The sequence below is a fragment of the Streptomyces sp. NPDC058157 genome (genome assembly GCF_042884105.1).
Taxonomy (GTDB): Bacteria; Actinomycetota; Actinomycetes; order Streptomycetales; family Streptomycetaceae; genus Streptomyces.
Genome location: NZ_JBHVUQ010000062.1, coordinates 1 through 14,650, shown reverse-complemented (window position 1 = coordinate 14,650; position 14,650 = coordinate 1). Strand labels below are relative to the sequence as shown.

14 protein-coding genes and 1 tRNA gene are annotated in these 14,650 nt (G+C 72.2%); 7 read left to right on the top strand and 8 right to left on the bottom strand.

What is annotated here, in order from left to right; translation table 11 throughout:
• Positions 1–39: 39 nt before the first annotated feature.
• Positions 40–1,827 (bottom strand): prolyl oligopeptidase family serine peptidase, encoded by a 1,788-nt coding sequence (locus ACFVXK_RS17820; RefSeq protein ID WP_389612735.1) that lies wholly within the window; start codon positions 1,825–1,827, stop codon positions 40–42.
• A 174-nt stretch (positions 1,828–2,001) separates the two neighbouring features.
• On the opposite strand from ACFVXK_RS17820, the gene ACFVXK_RS17815 reads away from it, so the two are divergent.
• The 3 genes from ACFVXK_RS17815 to ACFVXK_RS17805 all read left to right on the top strand — a co-directional run bounded on the left by ACFVXK_RS17815 (position 2,002) and on the right by ACFVXK_RS17805 (position 4,179).
• Positions 2,002–2,169 carry a hypothetical protein gene (locus tag ACFVXK_RS17815; RefSeq protein WP_389612688.1) on the top strand — a complete coding sequence of 56 codons (168 nt, stop codon included), beginning with the start codon at positions 2,002–2,004 and terminating at the stop codon, positions 2,167–2,169.
• A gap of 104 nt (positions 2,170–2,273) precedes the next feature.
• Positions 2,274–3,575, top strand: coding sequence for a cytosine deaminase (codA, locus tag ACFVXK_RS17810; RefSeq protein WP_389612686.1), 1,302 nt, complete (start codon positions 2,274–2,276; stop codon positions 3,573–3,575).
• Positions 3,576–3,585: 10 nt separating this feature from the next.
• Complete coding sequence (locus ACFVXK_RS17805) at positions 3,586–4,179, top strand: HD domain-containing protein (RefSeq protein ID WP_389612685.1); 594 nt, start codon at positions 3,586–3,588, stop codon at positions 4,177–4,179.
• 189 nt (positions 4,180–4,368) lie between these two features.
• On the opposite strand, the gene ACFVXK_RS17800 is transcribed toward ACFVXK_RS17805, so the two are convergent.
• The 4 genes from ACFVXK_RS17800 to ACFVXK_RS17785 all read right to left on the bottom strand — a co-directional run bounded on the left by ACFVXK_RS17800 (position 4,369) and on the right by ACFVXK_RS17785 (position 7,683).
• Positions 4,369–5,697 (bottom strand): chloride channel protein, encoded by a 1,329-nt coding sequence (locus ACFVXK_RS17800; protein WP_389612683.1) that lies wholly within the window; start codon positions 5,695–5,697, stop codon positions 4,369–4,371.
• Positions 5,694–6,158 carry a potassium channel family protein gene (locus ACFVXK_RS17795; RefSeq protein WP_389612681.1) on the bottom strand — a complete coding sequence of 155 codons (465 nt, stop codon included), beginning with the start codon at positions 6,156–6,158 and terminating at the stop codon, positions 5,694–5,696. The genes ACFVXK_RS17800 and ACFVXK_RS17795 overlap by 4 nt, the downstream gene beginning before the upstream one ends.
• 403 nt (positions 6,159–6,561) lie before the next feature.
• Positions 6,562–6,635, bottom strand: a tRNA-Pro gene (locus ACFVXK_RS17790).
• Positions 6,636–6,744: 109 nt separating this feature from the next.
• Positions 6,745–7,683 (bottom strand): metallophosphoesterase, encoded by a 939-nt coding sequence (locus ACFVXK_RS17785; RefSeq protein WP_389612679.1) that lies wholly within the window; start codon positions 7,681–7,683, stop codon positions 6,745–6,747.
• Between the two features lie 68 nt (positions 7,684–7,751).
• On the opposite strand from ACFVXK_RS17785, the gene ACFVXK_RS17780 reads away from it, so the two are divergent.
• On the top strand, positions 7,752–8,213 hold the full coding sequence (locus tag ACFVXK_RS17780; protein ID WP_389612677.1) for a GatB/YqeY domain-containing protein: 462 nt from the start codon (positions 7,752–7,754) through the stop codon (positions 8,211–8,213).
• Between the two features lie 91 nt (positions 8,214–8,304).
• On the opposite strand, the gene ACFVXK_RS17775 is transcribed toward ACFVXK_RS17780, so the two are convergent.
• Positions 8,305–10,638, bottom strand: coding sequence for a transglycosylase domain-containing protein (locus ACFVXK_RS17775; RefSeq protein ID WP_389612675.1), 2,334 nt, complete (start codon positions 10,636–10,638; stop codon positions 8,305–8,307).
• Between the two features lie 397 nt (positions 10,639–11,035).
• Here ACFVXK_RS17775 and ACFVXK_RS17770 point away from each other — a divergent pair, with 397 nt between their 5' ends.
• Positions 11,036–11,386 carry a WhiB family transcriptional regulator gene (locus tag ACFVXK_RS17770; RefSeq protein WP_052713450.1) on the top strand — a complete coding sequence of 117 codons (351 nt, stop codon included), beginning with the start codon at positions 11,036–11,038 and terminating at the stop codon, positions 11,384–11,386.
• Positions 11,387–11,424: 38 nt separating this feature from the next.
• Here ACFVXK_RS17770 and ACFVXK_RS17765 read toward each other — a convergent pair whose 3' ends face one another.
• Together ACFVXK_RS17765 and ACFVXK_RS17760 are read right to left on the bottom strand one after the other, a co-directional pair.
• On the bottom strand, positions 11,425–12,732 hold the full coding sequence (locus ACFVXK_RS17765) for an ArsA family ATPase (protein WP_389612673.1): 1,308 nt from the start codon (positions 12,730–12,732) through the stop codon (positions 11,425–11,427).
• Positions 12,733–12,785: 53 nt separating this feature from the next.
• Positions 12,786–13,772 carry an ArsA family ATPase gene (locus tag ACFVXK_RS17760; protein WP_389612671.1) on the bottom strand — a complete coding sequence of 329 codons (987 nt, stop codon included), beginning with the start codon at positions 13,770–13,772 and terminating at the stop codon, positions 12,786–12,788.
• Between the two features lie 46 nt (positions 13,773–13,818).
• Here ACFVXK_RS17760 and ACFVXK_RS17755 point away from each other — a divergent pair, with 46 nt between their 5' ends.
• Together ACFVXK_RS17755 and ACFVXK_RS17750 are read left to right on the top strand one after the other, a co-directional pair.
• Positions 13,819–13,980, top strand: coding sequence for a DUF4177 domain-containing protein (locus ACFVXK_RS17755; protein WP_007264966.1), 162 nt, complete (start codon positions 13,819–13,821; stop codon positions 13,978–13,980).
• The gene (locus tag ACFVXK_RS17750) at positions 13,977–14,450 is read left to right on the top strand and encodes a RidA family protein (protein WP_389612669.1); all 474 of its coding nucleotides are present in this window, start codon (positions 13,977–13,979) and stop codon (positions 14,448–14,450) included. Before ACFVXK_RS17755 ends, ACFVXK_RS17750 begins: the two co-directional genes overlap by 4 nt.
• Positions 14,451–14,650: the final 200 nt, after the last annotated feature.

The following is a 14,650-nucleotide window of genomic DNA, read 5'->3' as shown; positions in this document are numbered from 1 at the left end:
CCAACGGTACGGGGGGTGCACCGGAAGCCCGGGGCCGGGTCAGCGCGGCAGCCCCTGCGGCAGGTGCTTGAGGACGAATTCCAGCTCCATCCGGACCTGCTTGATCCGCTCCTCCACCACCAGCGAACCGTGCCCCGCGTCGTAGCGGTACACCTCGTGGACCGCCCCGCGCGCCACGAGCCGGTCGACGTAGTTGTCGATCTGCCGGATCGGGCAGCGCGGGTCGTTCACGCCCGCGGCGATGTGCACGGGCGCCTTCACCGCGTCCACGTACGTCAGCGGCGAGGAGGCCTCGAAGCGCTCCGGCACCTCCTCGGGCGTGCCGCCGAAGAGGGTGCGGTCCAGGGCCTTCAGCGCCTCCATCTCGTCGTGGTACGCCGTCACGTAGTCCGCCACCGGTACGGCGGCCAGCCCGACCGCCCAGTCGTCGGGCCGCGTCCCGATGCCCAGCAGGGTCAGGTAGCCGCCCCAGGAGCCGCCGGACAGCACCAGCCGCGCCGGGTCCGCCAGACCCGAGGAGACGGCCCACTCGCGGACCGCCGAGACGTCCTCCAGCTCGATCAGGCCGACCCGGTGCTTGAGGGCGTCCGTCCACTCGCGGCCGTAGCCGGTCGAACCGCGGTAGTTGACCCGGACCACCGCGAAGCCGTGGTCCAGCCAGGCCGCCGGGGCCGCCGCGAACGAGTCGGAGTCGTGCCAGGTCGGACCCCCGTGGACCTCGAAGACCGTCGGGAAGGGACCCTCGCCGTGCCCCTGCGGCCGCTGCGCCAGCGCGTGGATCCGCCCGCCCGGGCCCTCCACCCACACGTCCTCCACCGGCACCGAGCCGGGCGGCCGGAAACCGGGCGGGTCCAGCACCACCCCGCCCGCGGTGGACCGTACGGAGGCCGGCTCGGCCGCCGAGGACCACTGGTACTCGACCGTGCCGTCCGGGCGCGCCGTGGCCCCCGACAGCGACCCCGGCGGAGTGTCCACCCGTACGAGCTCCCGCGCGGCCAGGTCGTAGCGCCACAGCTCGTCGCGCGCCTCGAAGCTGTGCTCGACCAGCAGCGCCGTCCCGTCCGGGTACCACTCGGCGCTCACATCGCCCGGGAGATCGATCGCGAGGTCCTGCTGGGCGCCCGTGGCCACGTCCCACACCATCGGCTCCCAGCGGCCGCGCCGCTGGTGCCCGACCAGCAGCCGGGTGTCCCCCTCGACCGGGGCGAAACCCAGCACCTCCAGGCCCAGCTCCTCGGTGCCGCCCTGCGAGTCGTCCAGTTCCGCGACGGTGGCCCCGTCCAGGGTGACCACGCGCAGCGCCGAGTGCATCGCGTCGCCGTGCTCGGTGTGCTCGATCGCGACCAGGGTGCCGTCACGGGAGAGGTCGCCGACGCCGGCCGACTCGCGGTGCCGGTAGATCACGGCGGGGGCGCTGCCGTCGGGGCGGACGACGTGGACCGTGGAGCCGTCCTCGTCGGTGGACCGCCCGACGACCGCCGTCCCGTCCCGGCCGATGGCCAGTCCGGCGGGATAGGAGGGGTCCAGGCCGGGGGTGGCGGGCTCGTCGGGTCCGCCGGCGAAGGGCTGGCGGACCCAGGTGCCGAACTCGTCGCCGTCGGTGTCGGAGAACCACCAGATCCATTCCCCGTCGGGGGAGAGGGTGCCGTCGGTGGTGCCGTTGGGGCGGTCGGTGGCCTGGCGCTGCGTGCCGGTGGCGCGGTCCCAGGCGTAGAGCTCGTAGGTCCCGGTGGCGTTCGAGACGAAGAGCGAGCGGTCCGGGGCGTCCTCGGCCCACTCGGGGAGCCCCACGCGCGGGGCCCGGAACCTCTTCTCCCAGTCGGGCATCTCGGAAGCGGGGGTCGCGCTGGGGCCCCCGCCGAGGGCCCCGTCGGCGGTCAGATCGCTGTCGCTGCTGGTCATGCACCCCATTCTGGCCCGACGGGCCGCCGGGATGCCGACTGCTCCGAACGGGCGCATCGTGGAGGGCGTACGCCGAATGTTCCCGAGAGGGTGTTGATCATGAGCAAGAAGGCCCGTACCGGTCACCACAGCCATCAAGACTCCGAGCAGGCGATGGCGAAGAACACGGCGGCCGAGGCGCGGGCCAAGGCCGCGGGCCGGGATGCCCAGTCCCTCTCGGCGAAGACGCGGGGCATGCACCAGAAGGCCCAGGCCAAGCGCGGCTGACCCGCGCCGCCGTCCGCGGCATCCGCCCGCCCCATCCGGTCGCGGTATCGGTCACGCTCCGTGTTTCACGTGAAACATGGACCGTGCCGCCCTAGCCTGACGCCATGCGGATGATCGTCCGGGGCGCCCGGCTGCTGCACGAGGAGGGCCTCCACGACGTGGAGGTCGCCGAGGACGGGCGCATCGCGCGCGTCCTCCCGTACGACGACCAGAAGGAGCCGCCCGCGACGGGCGTGCTCATCGAGGCCCACGGCGGGCTGCTCAGCGCCCCCTTCGTGGAGCCGCACATCCACCTGGACACCGCCCTGACCGCCGGGCAGCCGCGCCCGAACGCCTCCGGCACCCTCTGGGAGGGCATCGCCTGCTGGGGCGAGCGCAAGCGGACCCTGACCCGTGAGGACGTGATCACGCGGGCCACGGAGGTGCTGCGCTGGCAGGCGGCCCAGGGCGTCCTGCACGTCCGCACGCACTGCGACGTCACCGACCCCTCCCTCACCGCCCTCGACGCCCTGCTGGAAGTCCGCGACCGGGTACGGGAGGTGATGACCCTCCAGATCACGGCCTTCCCGCAGGAGGGGATCGTCTCCTTCCCCGACGGCGAGGCGCTGCTGCGCGAGGCGGTGGCGCGCGGCGCGGACGTGGTCGGCGCGATCCCGCACTTCGAGGACACCCGCGAGGACGGGATCGCCTCCCTGCGGACGGCGTTCGCGCTGGCCGAGGAGCACGGGCTGCGGCTGGACGCCCACTGCGACGAGATCGACGACGAACAGTCCCGCTTCGTGGAGGTGCTCGCCACGCTCGCGCTGCGCACGGGACTGCGCGAGCGGGCCACCGCCTCCCACACCACCGCCATGGGCTCCTACAACGGCGCCTACGCCTACAAACTCCAGCGGCTCCTGTCCCGTTCGGGCATCAACCTGGTCTCCAACCCCTTCGCCAACCTCAACCTCCAGGGCCGCTTCGACGCCTATCCCAAGCGGCGCGGTCTCACCCAGGTCAAGGAGATGCTGGCGGCCGGGGTCAACGTGGCCTTCGGCCACGACGACGTGATGGACCCCTGGAACGCGCTCGGCACCGCCAACCCGCTCCAGACCGCCCTCGTCGGCCTGTACGCCGCCCAGCTCACCGGGGCCGACGAGATCCCGCTCGCCTTCTCGATGGTGACCGAGCGGGCGGCCCGGGTCCTGGGTCTGGGCCCCGACGAGTACGGGGTGGCCGAGGGCGCCCCCGCCTCCTTCGTCCTCCTCCCGGCGCCCACCCCCGGCGAGGCTGTGCGCCGCCAGGTCCGCCCGAGGTACGTGGTCGCGCGCGGCACCGTCCTCGCCGAGAACCCGCCCGCCCCGACCAGGCTGTGGTGGCCGGGGGAACAGGGCCCGTCCGACGTGGACTTCACCCCGCCCCTCTAAGGTGCGGTGCATGACGTGGACCCCACACCTGCCCGACTCCGACGCGGCCCGCCGGGCCTTCGAGATCGCCTCGGAGTACGCGGACGCCGCCCTGCTCAACCACTCCGTCCGCTCCTACGCCTTCGGGGCGGAGTACGCCCGGCAGCACGGCCTCGCCCATGACGCCGAGCTGTTCTACGTCAGCGCCCTGCTCCACGACCTGGGCCTGACCGCGCCGTTCGACAGCCACACCCTGCCCTTCGAGGAGGCCGGCGGCCACGTGGCCCGTGTCTTCACGGCGGGCCTGGGCTGGGAGCCGGCCCGCCGGGCGCGGGCGGAGGAGGTGATCGTGCTGCACATGCGGGACGGCGTCACCGCCGCCGAAGACGTCGAGAGCCACCTCCTCCAGGTGGGCACCAGCGCGGACGTCTCGGGTCTGCGCGTCCCCGACTTCGACCCGGCCTTCCGCACCGCCCTCCTGGCCGCCCACCCCCGCCTCGGCTTCGGCCCCTCCTTCCTCTCCCTCGTCGAGGACCAGGCGGCCCGCAAGCCCACCTGCGCGGCGGCCGCCTACGTGGCGGGCGGCGCGGCCAAGCGCATCGCGGCCAACCCCCTGGACGCCTGACACGTCCCCGGCGGGCGCGTCCCACACCGGAACGGCCACCGCCTACGACCCCACCGGCGGGGCTCCGTGCTGGTGATCGTCGGCGAGCGGTGCACCGCCGTGCGGTACGACCGCCGGGGGCGCGGCGAGAGCCGCGACACCGCCCCGTACGACGTGGCGGTGCGAGGCCGAGGACCTCTTCGGCCGCGATCAGGCCCGCTGACCGACGGGCTCCGCCGACCGCCGGCGGCGGCGTCCCACCGGCAGCAGCTCGGCGGTGATCAGCGCGGCGACCGTCGCCAGGATGATCACCGGGGTCATCGACGGGCTGCCGATCAGCAGCAGCGCCATCACCGCGCTGCTGACCGGCAGCCGCAGCACGCTGACGCCGGCCGCGGCCAGCCCCGCCGCCACCGCCGGCACCACCCCGAGGCCGGGCAGCGGCGCCGCGAGCACCCCGGCCGCGGCCCCCAGGAACAGGGCCGGGAAGATCGGACCGCCGCGCAGGCAGCCGAGGCACAGCGCGTACGCGGCCGTCTTGCACAGCAACACCGCCACCAGCACGCCCACCCCCCAGGCGTGCGGGTTCCCGACCAGCGAGGCCATGGTGGCCTGCCCGGACGAGGCGACCTCCGCCGGGGAACGGTCGGTGACCAGGGCGTACACCGCCGCGCACACCCCTGCGCCGAGCGCGCACAGCGCCGTACGGGCGACGGTCTGCCGGGTCACGAAGGCGGCGACGCCCTGCCCCGCGCCCACCGTCAGCCGCAGCACCACCGCCACGGCCACCGCCAGCAGCAGCCCCCAGCCGACGTCCGCCGCGTCCAGCCGGGGCACCGCATCGGGGATCTTCACGGTCAGCCCGCCGGTCTTCAGCCCGGTCCACCGCCCGAAGCCGGTGAACACCAACGCCCCCAGCCCGCTGGACAGCAGCGCGGGCAGCATGACGGCGACCAGCTGGGGCCCGCCCACCCCCACCACCTCGATCAGCAGCACCGCCGCGATCAGCGGGCTCCCGAAGATCGCCGAAATGGCGGCGGCGGCCCCCGCCACCCCCATGAGCACGCTGGCCTGAGGGGTCCCCGGACCGCGCGCGAGGTCCCGCAGCAGCAGCGCGAGCCCGCCGCCCAGGGCGATCAGCGGCGCCTCGGGCCCCAGGACCGCACCCAGCGGCAGGCTCGCGACGGCGGCGAGCACCACCCCGGGCAGCGCCGTGGTCGAGGCCCCGCCCACCGCCAGCCCGGCCGCCGGCACGTGCCCGCCCGCCCCGGGCAGCCGGGCGGCCACCCAGCCCACGACGACTCCCGCGACCAGCAGCAACGGCAGCGGCCACCACCACGGCGCGGTGTCCCAGCCCAGCCCGCGCGGCAGGCTCTCCCACACCAGGTGCTGCAACTCGTGCAGCCCGGCCAGGAACCAGAAGCACACCAGCGACACCGGGATCCCGACCAGGGCGCACAGCGCCAGCGTCTTCCGGTACGGCGGCGTCTTCAGCAGCCCCCGCAGCAGTTCGGCCTCGCCCGCCTGCGTCGCGGTCATGGCCTGCTCCTTTCGGGCTGCCGGGACAGCCCGGTCTGGACGGCGCCGAGGAGCATCTTGGCGACCAGTCCCACCACGATCAGGTCGGCCACCATCTGCACGGTGGTCAGTGCACGCGCCGTCCCGTCGGCCGGCGCGATGTCCCCGAACCCCACGGTCGCGAACACCGTCACCGCGAAGTACAGGGCATCGGTCCTGGTCAGAGGCTCCGAGAACGAAGCAGGCCGGTCACGCGACAGCAGAAAATACGTGGACGCGAAAAGGGTCAGGAACAACGGCACGGCGGTGGCCATCGCCTCCAGGGCCCGCAGCCGCGGATGCACCGAACGGGCGATGGCGCCGACCTGCCAGAGCACCAGGCACCCGAACAGCACCAGCCCCCCGCCCAGCGCGAGCACCGCCACGGCCCCGAACCCGTAGTCGAGCGGAGCCAGGTAGTACAGCCAGGTGATCAGCACCACGGTCCCGGCAGGCACCACGAGATGCCGCAACACACCCCCGACCCGAAACCCACCACACCCCATACCCACACCTCCTCACACCCACCACCCCCCTCCGGGCATTCCAACACCCCCACCCCACCCCCGCACCTCGCACGCCGCCGCCCTGCTTGGTGAGGTCGGTCTGCTTCCGCTTGTCGTTGGGGAAGTTGGCGATCGTCTCGCACTGGTTGCGGCCGCGGTCGACAGCCTTGTCGGGCTTGGTGTCGACGATGTCCGGGTCGACGGCGGTCAGGGCGGCGATGTACTTGGCCTGTGTCGCCGCGTCCGGCGGGGCTGGGCGGCGCTGGATCAGGGGGTCGCCCAACAGAAACAGGTCAGGCGCCTAGTGATGTCACTAGGCGCCTGACCTGGTCTTACTCTGTCGGGGTGGCGGGATTTGAACCCACGACCTCTTCGTCCCGAACGAAGCGCGCTGCCAAGCTGCGCTACACCCCGATCGCCGCACTCGGCGTTTCCGCCTGGCGACATCGATTACTTTAGCGGACCCGGCGCCGGAGACGAAATCCGGTTTTCACGGGGGGCCCGACGGGGCCCCGGGCGGGTTCTAGGCCTTCGGGGTGAGGGTCAGGAGGGTGGCTTCCGGGGGGCAGGCGAAGCGGACCGGGGTGAAGCGGTTGGTGCCGCAGCCCGCCGAGACGTGGAGGTAGGAGCGCTTGCCCCCGCTCTCGTACGTCGACAGGCCCTTCACCCGCTTCGTGTCGAGGTCGCAGTTGGTGACCAGCGCCCCGTAGAAGGGGACGCACAGCTGGCCGCCGTGCGTGTGCCCGGCCAGGATCAGCGGGTAGCGGTCTGCGGTGAAGGACTCCAGCACGCGCAGGTACGGGGCGTGCACCACGGCGATCGAGAAGTCCGCGTCCGCCTCCGGGCCGCCCGCGACCCGCTCGTAGCGGTCGCGCTTGATGTGCGGGTCGTCGAGGCCGGTGAACGCCAGCTCCATGCCGTTCAGCTTCAGCCGCGCCCGGGTGTTGGTCAGGTTGAGCCAGCCCGCCGCGTCGAAGGCGTCCCGCATCCCCTCCCACGGGTTGTGGACGGCGCCGACCACCGGCTTGTTGCCGTTCAGGCCGTGCCGGCCCTGGGCCTTCTCGATCAGGTAGCGGCCCGGGTTGCGCAGCCGCGGCCCGTAGTAGTCGTTCGAGCCGAACACGTACACGCCCGGGAACTCCATCAGCGGGCCGAGCGCGTCGAGGAGCTCCGGCACGCCTTCCGTGTCGGAGAGGTTGTCGCCGGTGTTGACGACGAAGTCGGGGCGCAGCCCGGCGAGGGACTGGAGCCAGGCGCGCTTCTTGCGCTGCCCGCCGACCATGTGGATGTCCGACACCTGCAGCACGCGCAGCGGGCGGGCCCCGGCGGGGAGCACCGGGACGGTGACCCGGCGCAGCCGGAAGGAGCGGGCCTCGAACCCGGCGGCGTAGGCCACTCCCGCGGCCCCCACCGCAGCGATTCCGGCGGTGACCTTCAGGGGTACTCCGTAACGCGCGCGCATGGCCCCATGGTCGCAGACGCGGAAAACCGATGGGCGCCACAGCCCCTGCACCTGGCAGACTCAAGGGCATGACCACGCTCAAGGCCAAGCTCCAGGAAGACCTCACCACCGCCATCAAGGCGCGCGACGAACTCGCTTCGTCCACCCTGCGCCTGACCCTCTCCGCCGTCACCAAGGAGGAGGTCGCGGGCAAGGAGGCGCGCGTGCTCTCCGACGACGAGGTCCTCAAGGTGATCGCGAAGGAGGCGAAGAAGCGCCGCGAGGCCGCGGAGGCCTTCGCCCAGGGCGGCCGCGACGAGCAGGCCGCGCGCGAGACGGCGGAGGGCGAGTTCCTCGACGCCTACCTGCCCAAGCAGCTCGGCGACGACGAGCTGGACGCGATCGTGGCCGCGGCGGTCGAGGAGGCCAGGGCGGCGGGTGCCGAGGGGCCGCGGGCCATGGGCGCCGTCATGAAGATCGTGAACCCGAAGGTGGCGGGTCTGGCGGAGGGCGGCCGCGTCGCCGCCGCCGTCAAGAAGCAGCTTTCGTAAGTAGCAGCAGTAGTAGCGGAGAAGAAGAAGGCTTAGCGGGAACGGGAGGGCCCCGGCCGGATGATCCGGCCGGGGCCCTCCCGCGTGCGCGTTACTGGTTCTCGTTGCCGCCGATCAGGCCCGGGTCCGCCGGGAGGCCGGGGATCGGGTTGACCGGCGGGTCCGCCGGGGTGTCGGTGCCGCCGCCCGTGCCGGGCCGGCTGTCGCCGGGCTTGCCGTCGCCGCCCGGCTTGCCGGGCTTCCCGGGCTTGCGCGGGGTCGTCGGCTGGTTCGGGGTGTTGCCCCGGCCGCCGCCGGCCCCGCCGCCACCGCCACCGCCGCCGTTCCCGCCGCCCCCGACCGAGGGCTCCGGGACGCGGACGTTCGCGAAGGGCGGTGCCTCGCGGCCGGACAGGGCGCCCGAGACCGCGTCCTTCCAGATCGGGCCGGGCAGGCCACCGCCGAAGACCTTCGGGTAGTACTGCCCGCCGATGGTGATGTCCTCCATCGTGATCTTCTTCGCGCCGCCCGAGCCGACCCACACCGCGCCGGACATGTTCGGCGTGTAGCCGACGAACCAGGCGTTGTAGCGGCCGTCGGTGGTACCGGTCTTGCCCGCGTTGTCGCGGTCGGTCAGGCCGGCCTTCTCACCGGTGCCGGAGTCGACCACACCGCGCAGCAGGTTGTTGATCGTGTCGGCGGTGTCCTGGGACATGGCCCGGTCGCACTTGCTCTTGGGCACCGCGAGCGCCTTGCCGTGGGCGTCGGTGATCGACTCCAGGGCGATCGGGGTGCAGTAGACGCCCCGGTTGGCGAAGGCGGCGTACGCGTTGGCCATCGTCAGCGGGGACATCTCGGCGGAGCCGAGCGCGATGGACGGCTCCTCGGGCAGCTTCACGCCGCTGGCCGGGACCACGCCGAGCTTCTGCGTCATCTCCGTCACCGGGCAGAGCCCGATGTCGGAGATCATCTGCACGAAGTAGGTGTTGATGGACTTCTCCATCGCCGTCTTCAGCGCGTACGGCCCGACCTCGTCCGTCGTCTCGTTCTGGGCGGTCTGCAGCTTCCCGCCGGCCAGCGGCAGGTTCTGCCACGGCGGCGTGCCCTCGCACCGGGAGACCGGGCTCGGGTAGTCCATCTTGTTCGGGGCCGAGTAGACCTTCGTCGGCTCCATGCCCTGCTCTATGGCCGCGGCCGCGATGAAGGGCTTGAACGTCGAACCGACCTGGAAGCCGAAGTTGGAGCCGCCCATCCGCTTGTCGACGGAGTAGTTGATCTGCGTCTCGTTCTTCCCGAAGCCGTACGGCTTGGACTGACCCATCGCCAGGATCCGGCCCGTGCCCGGCTGGACCATGGTCACGGCCGTGGCGATCGAGTCGTCCTGGTTGACGTGGTCGCGGATCGAGTTGTTCGCGGCGTCCTGCGACTGCGGGTCCAGGGTGGTGCGGATCGTCAGACCGCCCTGGTTCCAGACCTTCGCCCGCTCCTCGCGGGTCTTGCCGAAGACCGTGTCCGACAGGAAGGTGTTGCGCACGTAGTCGCAGAAGAACCCGGCGCCCTTGACGGCGGTGATGCAGCCGTTCTTCGGCCGGGTCACCTTCAGCGTGACCGGCAGCTTCTTCGCCTCGTCCGCCTCGGCCTGCGAGATGTCCTTCACGTCGGCCATCCGCTGGAGGACGACGTTGCGGCGCTTCATCGCCTCCTGCGCGTCGTTCACCGGGTCGAACCGGCTCGGCGACTGCACGACGCCGGCCAGCAGGGCCGACTCGTCCAGGGTCAGGTCCTTGGCCGGCTTGCTGAAGTACCGCTGCGCCGCGGACTCGATGCCGTAGGCCGCCTGCCCGAAGTAGGTGATGTTGAGGTAGTTCTCGAGGATCTTCTTCTTCCCGAGCTCCTCCTCGACCTGGATCGAGTACTTCAGCTCGCGGATCTTGCGGCCCAGGCTTTTCTGCTGCGCTTCGGCGACCTTGGCCGGGTCGTCGCCGGCCTCCTCGACGAAGACGTTCTTCACGTACTGCTGCGTCAGCGTGGAGGCGCCCTGCGCGGCGCCGCCCTCCTGCGCGTTGCGGTTGACCGCGCGCAGGATGCCCTTGAGGTCGACGGCGCCGTGCTCGTAGAAACGAGAGTCCTCGATCGCGACGATCGCCTTCTGCATGTACGGCGAGATGGCCGTGAGCGGGACCACCTGCCGGTCCCGCGAATACACCGTGGCGATCAGGCCACCCTCGGCGTCCAGAATGGTGGTCCGCTGGCTCAGCGGAGGCGTCTTGAGATTGGCCGGGATCTCATCGAAGCCCTCGACGGTGCCCTTGGCGGCGAGGCCCAGCGCACCGGCGCCCGGGATCGCGATGCCGGCGAGAACGACTCCGGAGAGAACCGACAAACCGAGGAACCTGGTGGCCTGCTGCGGCCCCGTGAGCCCTGCGCCCGAGCGCTTCTTTCCCATGGAGGGCAGCCTACGTTCTCATTCGCCGGACACATGCGAATGCCTTGGCCTAAGCTGTCCCCAACTGTCACAGGAGTGTGGTGCGACATCAACCCTTCGGCTTGATTTTCACCCTTCCCGAATGGGGTGGACGCATGTCCGAATCCCGCCCTTCGCTCTGACGGCCGCTCACCGGCGCTTCCCTGATTTCACCCGAATCGCCGGAATGGTCGGGCATGTCGCCGGATCACTCCGTCGGGTGATCTGCCGCTTACCCATAGTCCGTTCGGACCATTCAAGATTGGGCCCGTCGGGGGTGTTGCGGCGTCCTCGCCTTCCGTAACGTCCTCAACTGGCAGCGGTGAATATGCCGCTACCGCCGTGGGGGAGCCTCGATTCGGGAGAGGACGGCACCGGGATGGGCTGGGTAACCGACTGGAGTGCGCAGGCAGCCTGCCGCACTACCGATCCGGATGAACTGTTCGTTCAAGGAGCGGCACAGAACAGGGCCAAGGCGGTGTGCACCGGATGCCCGGTGCGGACCGAGTGCCTGGCCGACGCGCTCGACAATCGTGTCGAGTTCGGAGTGTGGGGCGGAATGACCGAGCGGGAACGGCGTGCGCTGCTGCGCAGGCGTCCCACCGTCACCTCGTGGCGACGGCTGCTCGAAACCGCTCGCACGGAGTACGAGCGCAGTACCGGCATCCTCACCGTGGATGTCGGCGCGGAGATCGACGTGGCGTACGAGACCTACGCGGCAGCCGGGTAACCGCCCGGACACCGCGCAGGCACCACTCGTACCCACGGTCAAGCTCCGGCCGGAACCCCGGCCGCGAGTCGCTCTCCGATGGCCCGCAGCCCGGCGAGGTCGTGCACATCGCCGGGCAGGGCGGCCACTTCGGCCACCGCCACCTCGGGATGCAGCGAGGTGAAGCGATCGCGCGTGCGCTGTTCCCGCGCGATCACCTGCATGCGTTCGGCGTGCAGGCGCAGCAGCCCCGCGGTGATCGCGTCGGCGTCGGCGTCAACGTCAACGTCATCCTCATCGGTTCCGGGGCCAACCGTGCCGTCCGTGCTGTCCTTGCCACTCACGGCGGTGCTGTCGTCCACGGCGGGGGAGCCGTCGTCGGCGGCGTCACGAAGTCCAGCTTTCCCGGGCTCCTGATCGACAATGCCGCCTTCTTCAAGATTCTCTGCGGCCGCCAGCGCCCGCTCCGCGGACAGCTGCCGCGCGTCGCTCCCGTGCACCCGGTTCAGCACCAGACCCGCCAGCGGCATGCTCTCCGCGGCCAGCCGCTCCACGAAGTACGCCGCCTCGCGCAGCGCGTCCGGTTCGGGCGCCGCGACCACCAGGAAGGCCGTGCCCGGCGCCTGGAGCAGACGGAACGTCGCGTCGGCGCGGGTGCGGAAGCCGCCGAACATCGTGTCCATCGCCGCCACGAAGGTCTGCACGTCCTTCAGCAGCGAGGCCCCCATCAGCTTGCTCAGCGTGCCGGTCATCATCGACATGCCGACGTTCAGGAACTTCATCCCGGCCCGCCCGCCGACCTTCGCCGGCGCCATCAGCACCCGGATGAACTTCCCGTCCAGGAAGGACCCGAGCCGCTTCGGCGCGTCGAGGAAGTCCAGCGCGGACCGGCTCGGCGGGGTGTCCACGACGATCAGGTCCCAGTCGTCCTTCGCCCGCAGCTGGCCCAGCTTCTCCATCGCCATGTACTCCTGCGTGCCCGCGAAGCCGGCCGACAGGGACTGGTAGAAGGGGTTCGCCAGGATCGCCCGCGCCCGCTCGCGGTCCGCGTGCGCCTCGACGATCTCGTCGAAGGTCCGCTTCATGTCCAGCATCATGGCGTGCAGTTCACCGCCGTCGCCGGCCACCCCCTCGACCCGCCGCGGGGTGTTGTCCAGCGAGTCGATGCCCATCGACTGCGCCAGCCGGCGGGCCGGGTCGATGGTCAGCACCACCACCTTGCGCCCCCGCTCGGCCGCCCGGACGCCCAGCGCCGCGGCCGTCGTGGTCTTGCCGACCCCGCCGGCGCCGCAGCACACGACGATCCGGGTCTTCGGGTCGTCCAGCAGCGCGTCGACCGCCAGTCGCTGCGGCGTGTCCAGGCCCATGGTGTCCCCGCTCCCGTTCCCGTTCCCGTGCGCGTTCCCTTGCCCGTCCCCGCTCATCGCGCGTCCGCCTGCTTGCGCAGCTCCGTCGCCAGCTCGTACAGCCCGGCCAGTTCCATCCCCGAGCCCAGCAGGGGGAGTTCGTACGTCGGCACGTCCAGCCCCGCCAGCACCGCGCGCTGCTCCCGCTCCAGCTCGACGCGGCTCGCGTGCTCGGCGGCCTGGGCCAGCAGCGGCTCCACCAGCCGCTCGGCCAGCCCGCCCCGCCGGGCCCCGCCGAGACCCGCCCGGGACAGGGCCTTGGCGATCTCGGGGCGGCGGCCCTCGGCGGCCGTGCGCAGGGTGTCCTCGTCCAGGTGGTGCGGGCGCACCATGTTGACGATGACGCGCCCGAACGGAAGTCCGGCCGCGCGCAGTTCCTCGATCCCGTCGGAGGTCTCCTGGACGGGCATCTCCTCCAGCAGGGTCACCAGGTGCACGGCGGTGTCCGGGGACTTGAGCACCTTCATGACGGCCTGGGCCTGGTTGTGGATCGGCCCGAACCGGGCCAGCCCCGCCACCTCGTCGTTGACGTTCAGGAAGCGGGTGATCCGCCCGGTCGGCGGGGCGTCCATGATCACGTGGTCGTAGACGAACCGCCCGGACTTGTCCTTGCGCCGCACCGCCTCGCACGCCTTGCCGGTCAACAGGACGTCCCGCAGCCCGGGCGCGATGGTCGTCGCGAAGTCGATGGCCCCGAGCTTCTTCAGGGCGCGTCCGGCCGAGCCGAGCTTGTAGAACATCTGGAGGTAGTCCAGCAGCGCCCGCTCCGCGTCGATGGCGAGCGCGTACACCTCCCCGCCGCCCCCGCCGGGCGCGACGGCGATCTTCCGCTCCTCGTAGGGGAGCGCTTCCGTGCCGAATAGCTGTGCGATGCCCTGCCTGCCCTCGACCTCCACGAGTAGAGTCCGCCTGCCCTCGCGCGCGAGGGCCAGCGCGAGTGCGGCGGCGACCGTGGTCTTGCCGGTGCCGCCCTTGCCGCTGACCACCTGGAGCCTGCTCACAACCTCCGAGCCTAACCACTCCCGCTCAGGCGTTACGCTCGCCCCCATGACCAAGAAGTTCGAATACGCGACGGTCCCCCTGCTGGTCCACGCCACCAAGCAGATCCTGGACACCTGGGGCGAGGACGGCTGGGAGCTCGTCCAGGTCGTGCCCGGCCCGAACAACCCCGAGCAGCTCGTGGCCTACCTCAAGCGGGAGAAGGCATGAGCGGCGCCGTCGAGGCCCGGCTCGCCGAGCTCGGCCTGACCCTCCCCGAGGTCGTCCCGCCGCTGGCCACGTACCAGCCGGCGGTGCGCTCGGGCGCGTACGTGTACACCGCGGGGCAGCTCCCGATGGTGCAGGGCAAGCTCCCGCTGACCGGCAAGGTCGGCGCTGAGGTCTCGCCGGAGCAGGCCAAGGAGCTGGCGGCGACGTGCGCGCTGAACGCGCTGGCCGCAGTGAAGTCCGTGGCCGGGGACCTGGACCGGATCGCGCGCGTGGTGAAGGTCGTCGGCTTCGTCGCCTCGGCCCCCGACTTCACCGGGCAGCCCGGTGTGCTGAACGGCGCGAGCGAGCTGCTGGGCGAGGTCCTCGGCGAGAAGGGCGTGCACGCCCGCAGCGCCGTCGGCGTGGCGGTCCTCCCGCTGGACGCCCCGGTCGAGATCGAGATCCAGGTGGAACTCACCCCGGACGCCTGACCGAACCCCGGCGGGGCCGTACCCGGCCCCGCCTCGGGGCACCTCCCAGCGGTGGCCGGGGGAGTTCGAGGCGGCGCTTGCCGTTGGGGGGGGGGCGCCCCCCCCGCGCGCGCCCGCCCGGGGGGGGGGGGCCGCGGGGCGGGCGGGGCCGGGCGCGGCGGGGGGGGGGGCGGGGGCGAGGGGGCGGCGCGCCGCGCGGC

Coding starts and splice junctions, on each gene's coding strand:
- ACFVXK_RS17815 (WP_389612688.1), top strand. CDS start 2,002: ATGAGCAAGAAGGCCCGTACCGGTCACCACAGCCATCAAGACTCCGAG.
- ACFVXK_RS17820 (WP_389612735.1), bottom strand. CDS start 1,827: ATGCCCGACTGGGAGAAGAGGTTCCGGGCCCCGCGCGTGGGGCTCCCC.
- ACFVXK_RS17800 (WP_389612683.1), bottom strand. CDS start 5,697: ATGACCGCGACGCAGGCGGGCGAGGCCGAACTGCTGCGGGGGCTGCTG.
- ACFVXK_RS17805 (WP_389612685.1), top strand. CDS start 3,586: ATGACGTGGACCCCACACCTGCCCGACTCCGACGCGGCCCGCCGGGCC.
- ACFVXK_RS17785 (WP_389612679.1), bottom strand. CDS start 7,683: ATGCGCGCGCGTTACGGAGTACCCCTGAAGGTCACCGCCGGAATCGCT.
- ACFVXK_RS17775 (WP_389612675.1), bottom strand. CDS start 10,638: ATGGGAAAGAAGCGCTCGGGCGCAGGGCTCACGGGGCCGCAGCAGGCC.
- ACFVXK_RS17755 (WP_007264966.1), top strand. CDS start 13,819: ATGACCAAGAAGTTCGAATACGCGACGGTCCCCCTGCTGGTCCACGCC.
- ACFVXK_RS17780 (WP_389612677.1), top strand. CDS start 7,752: ATGACCACGCTCAAGGCCAAGCTCCAGGAAGACCTCACCACCGCCATC.
- ACFVXK_RS17750 (WP_389612669.1), top strand. CDS start 13,977: ATGAGCGGCGCCGTCGAGGCCCGGCTCGCCGAGCTCGGCCTGACCCTC.
- codA (WP_389612686.1), top strand. CDS start 2,274: ATGCGGATGATCGTCCGGGGCGCCCGGCTGCTGCACGAGGAGGGCCTC.
- ACFVXK_RS17765 (WP_389612673.1), bottom strand. CDS start 12,732: ATGGGCCTGGACACGCCGCAGCGACTGGCGGTCGACGCGCTGCTGGAC.
- ACFVXK_RS17770 (WP_052713450.1), top strand. CDS start 11,036: ATGGGCTGGGTAACCGACTGGAGTGCGCAGGCAGCCTGCCGCACTACC.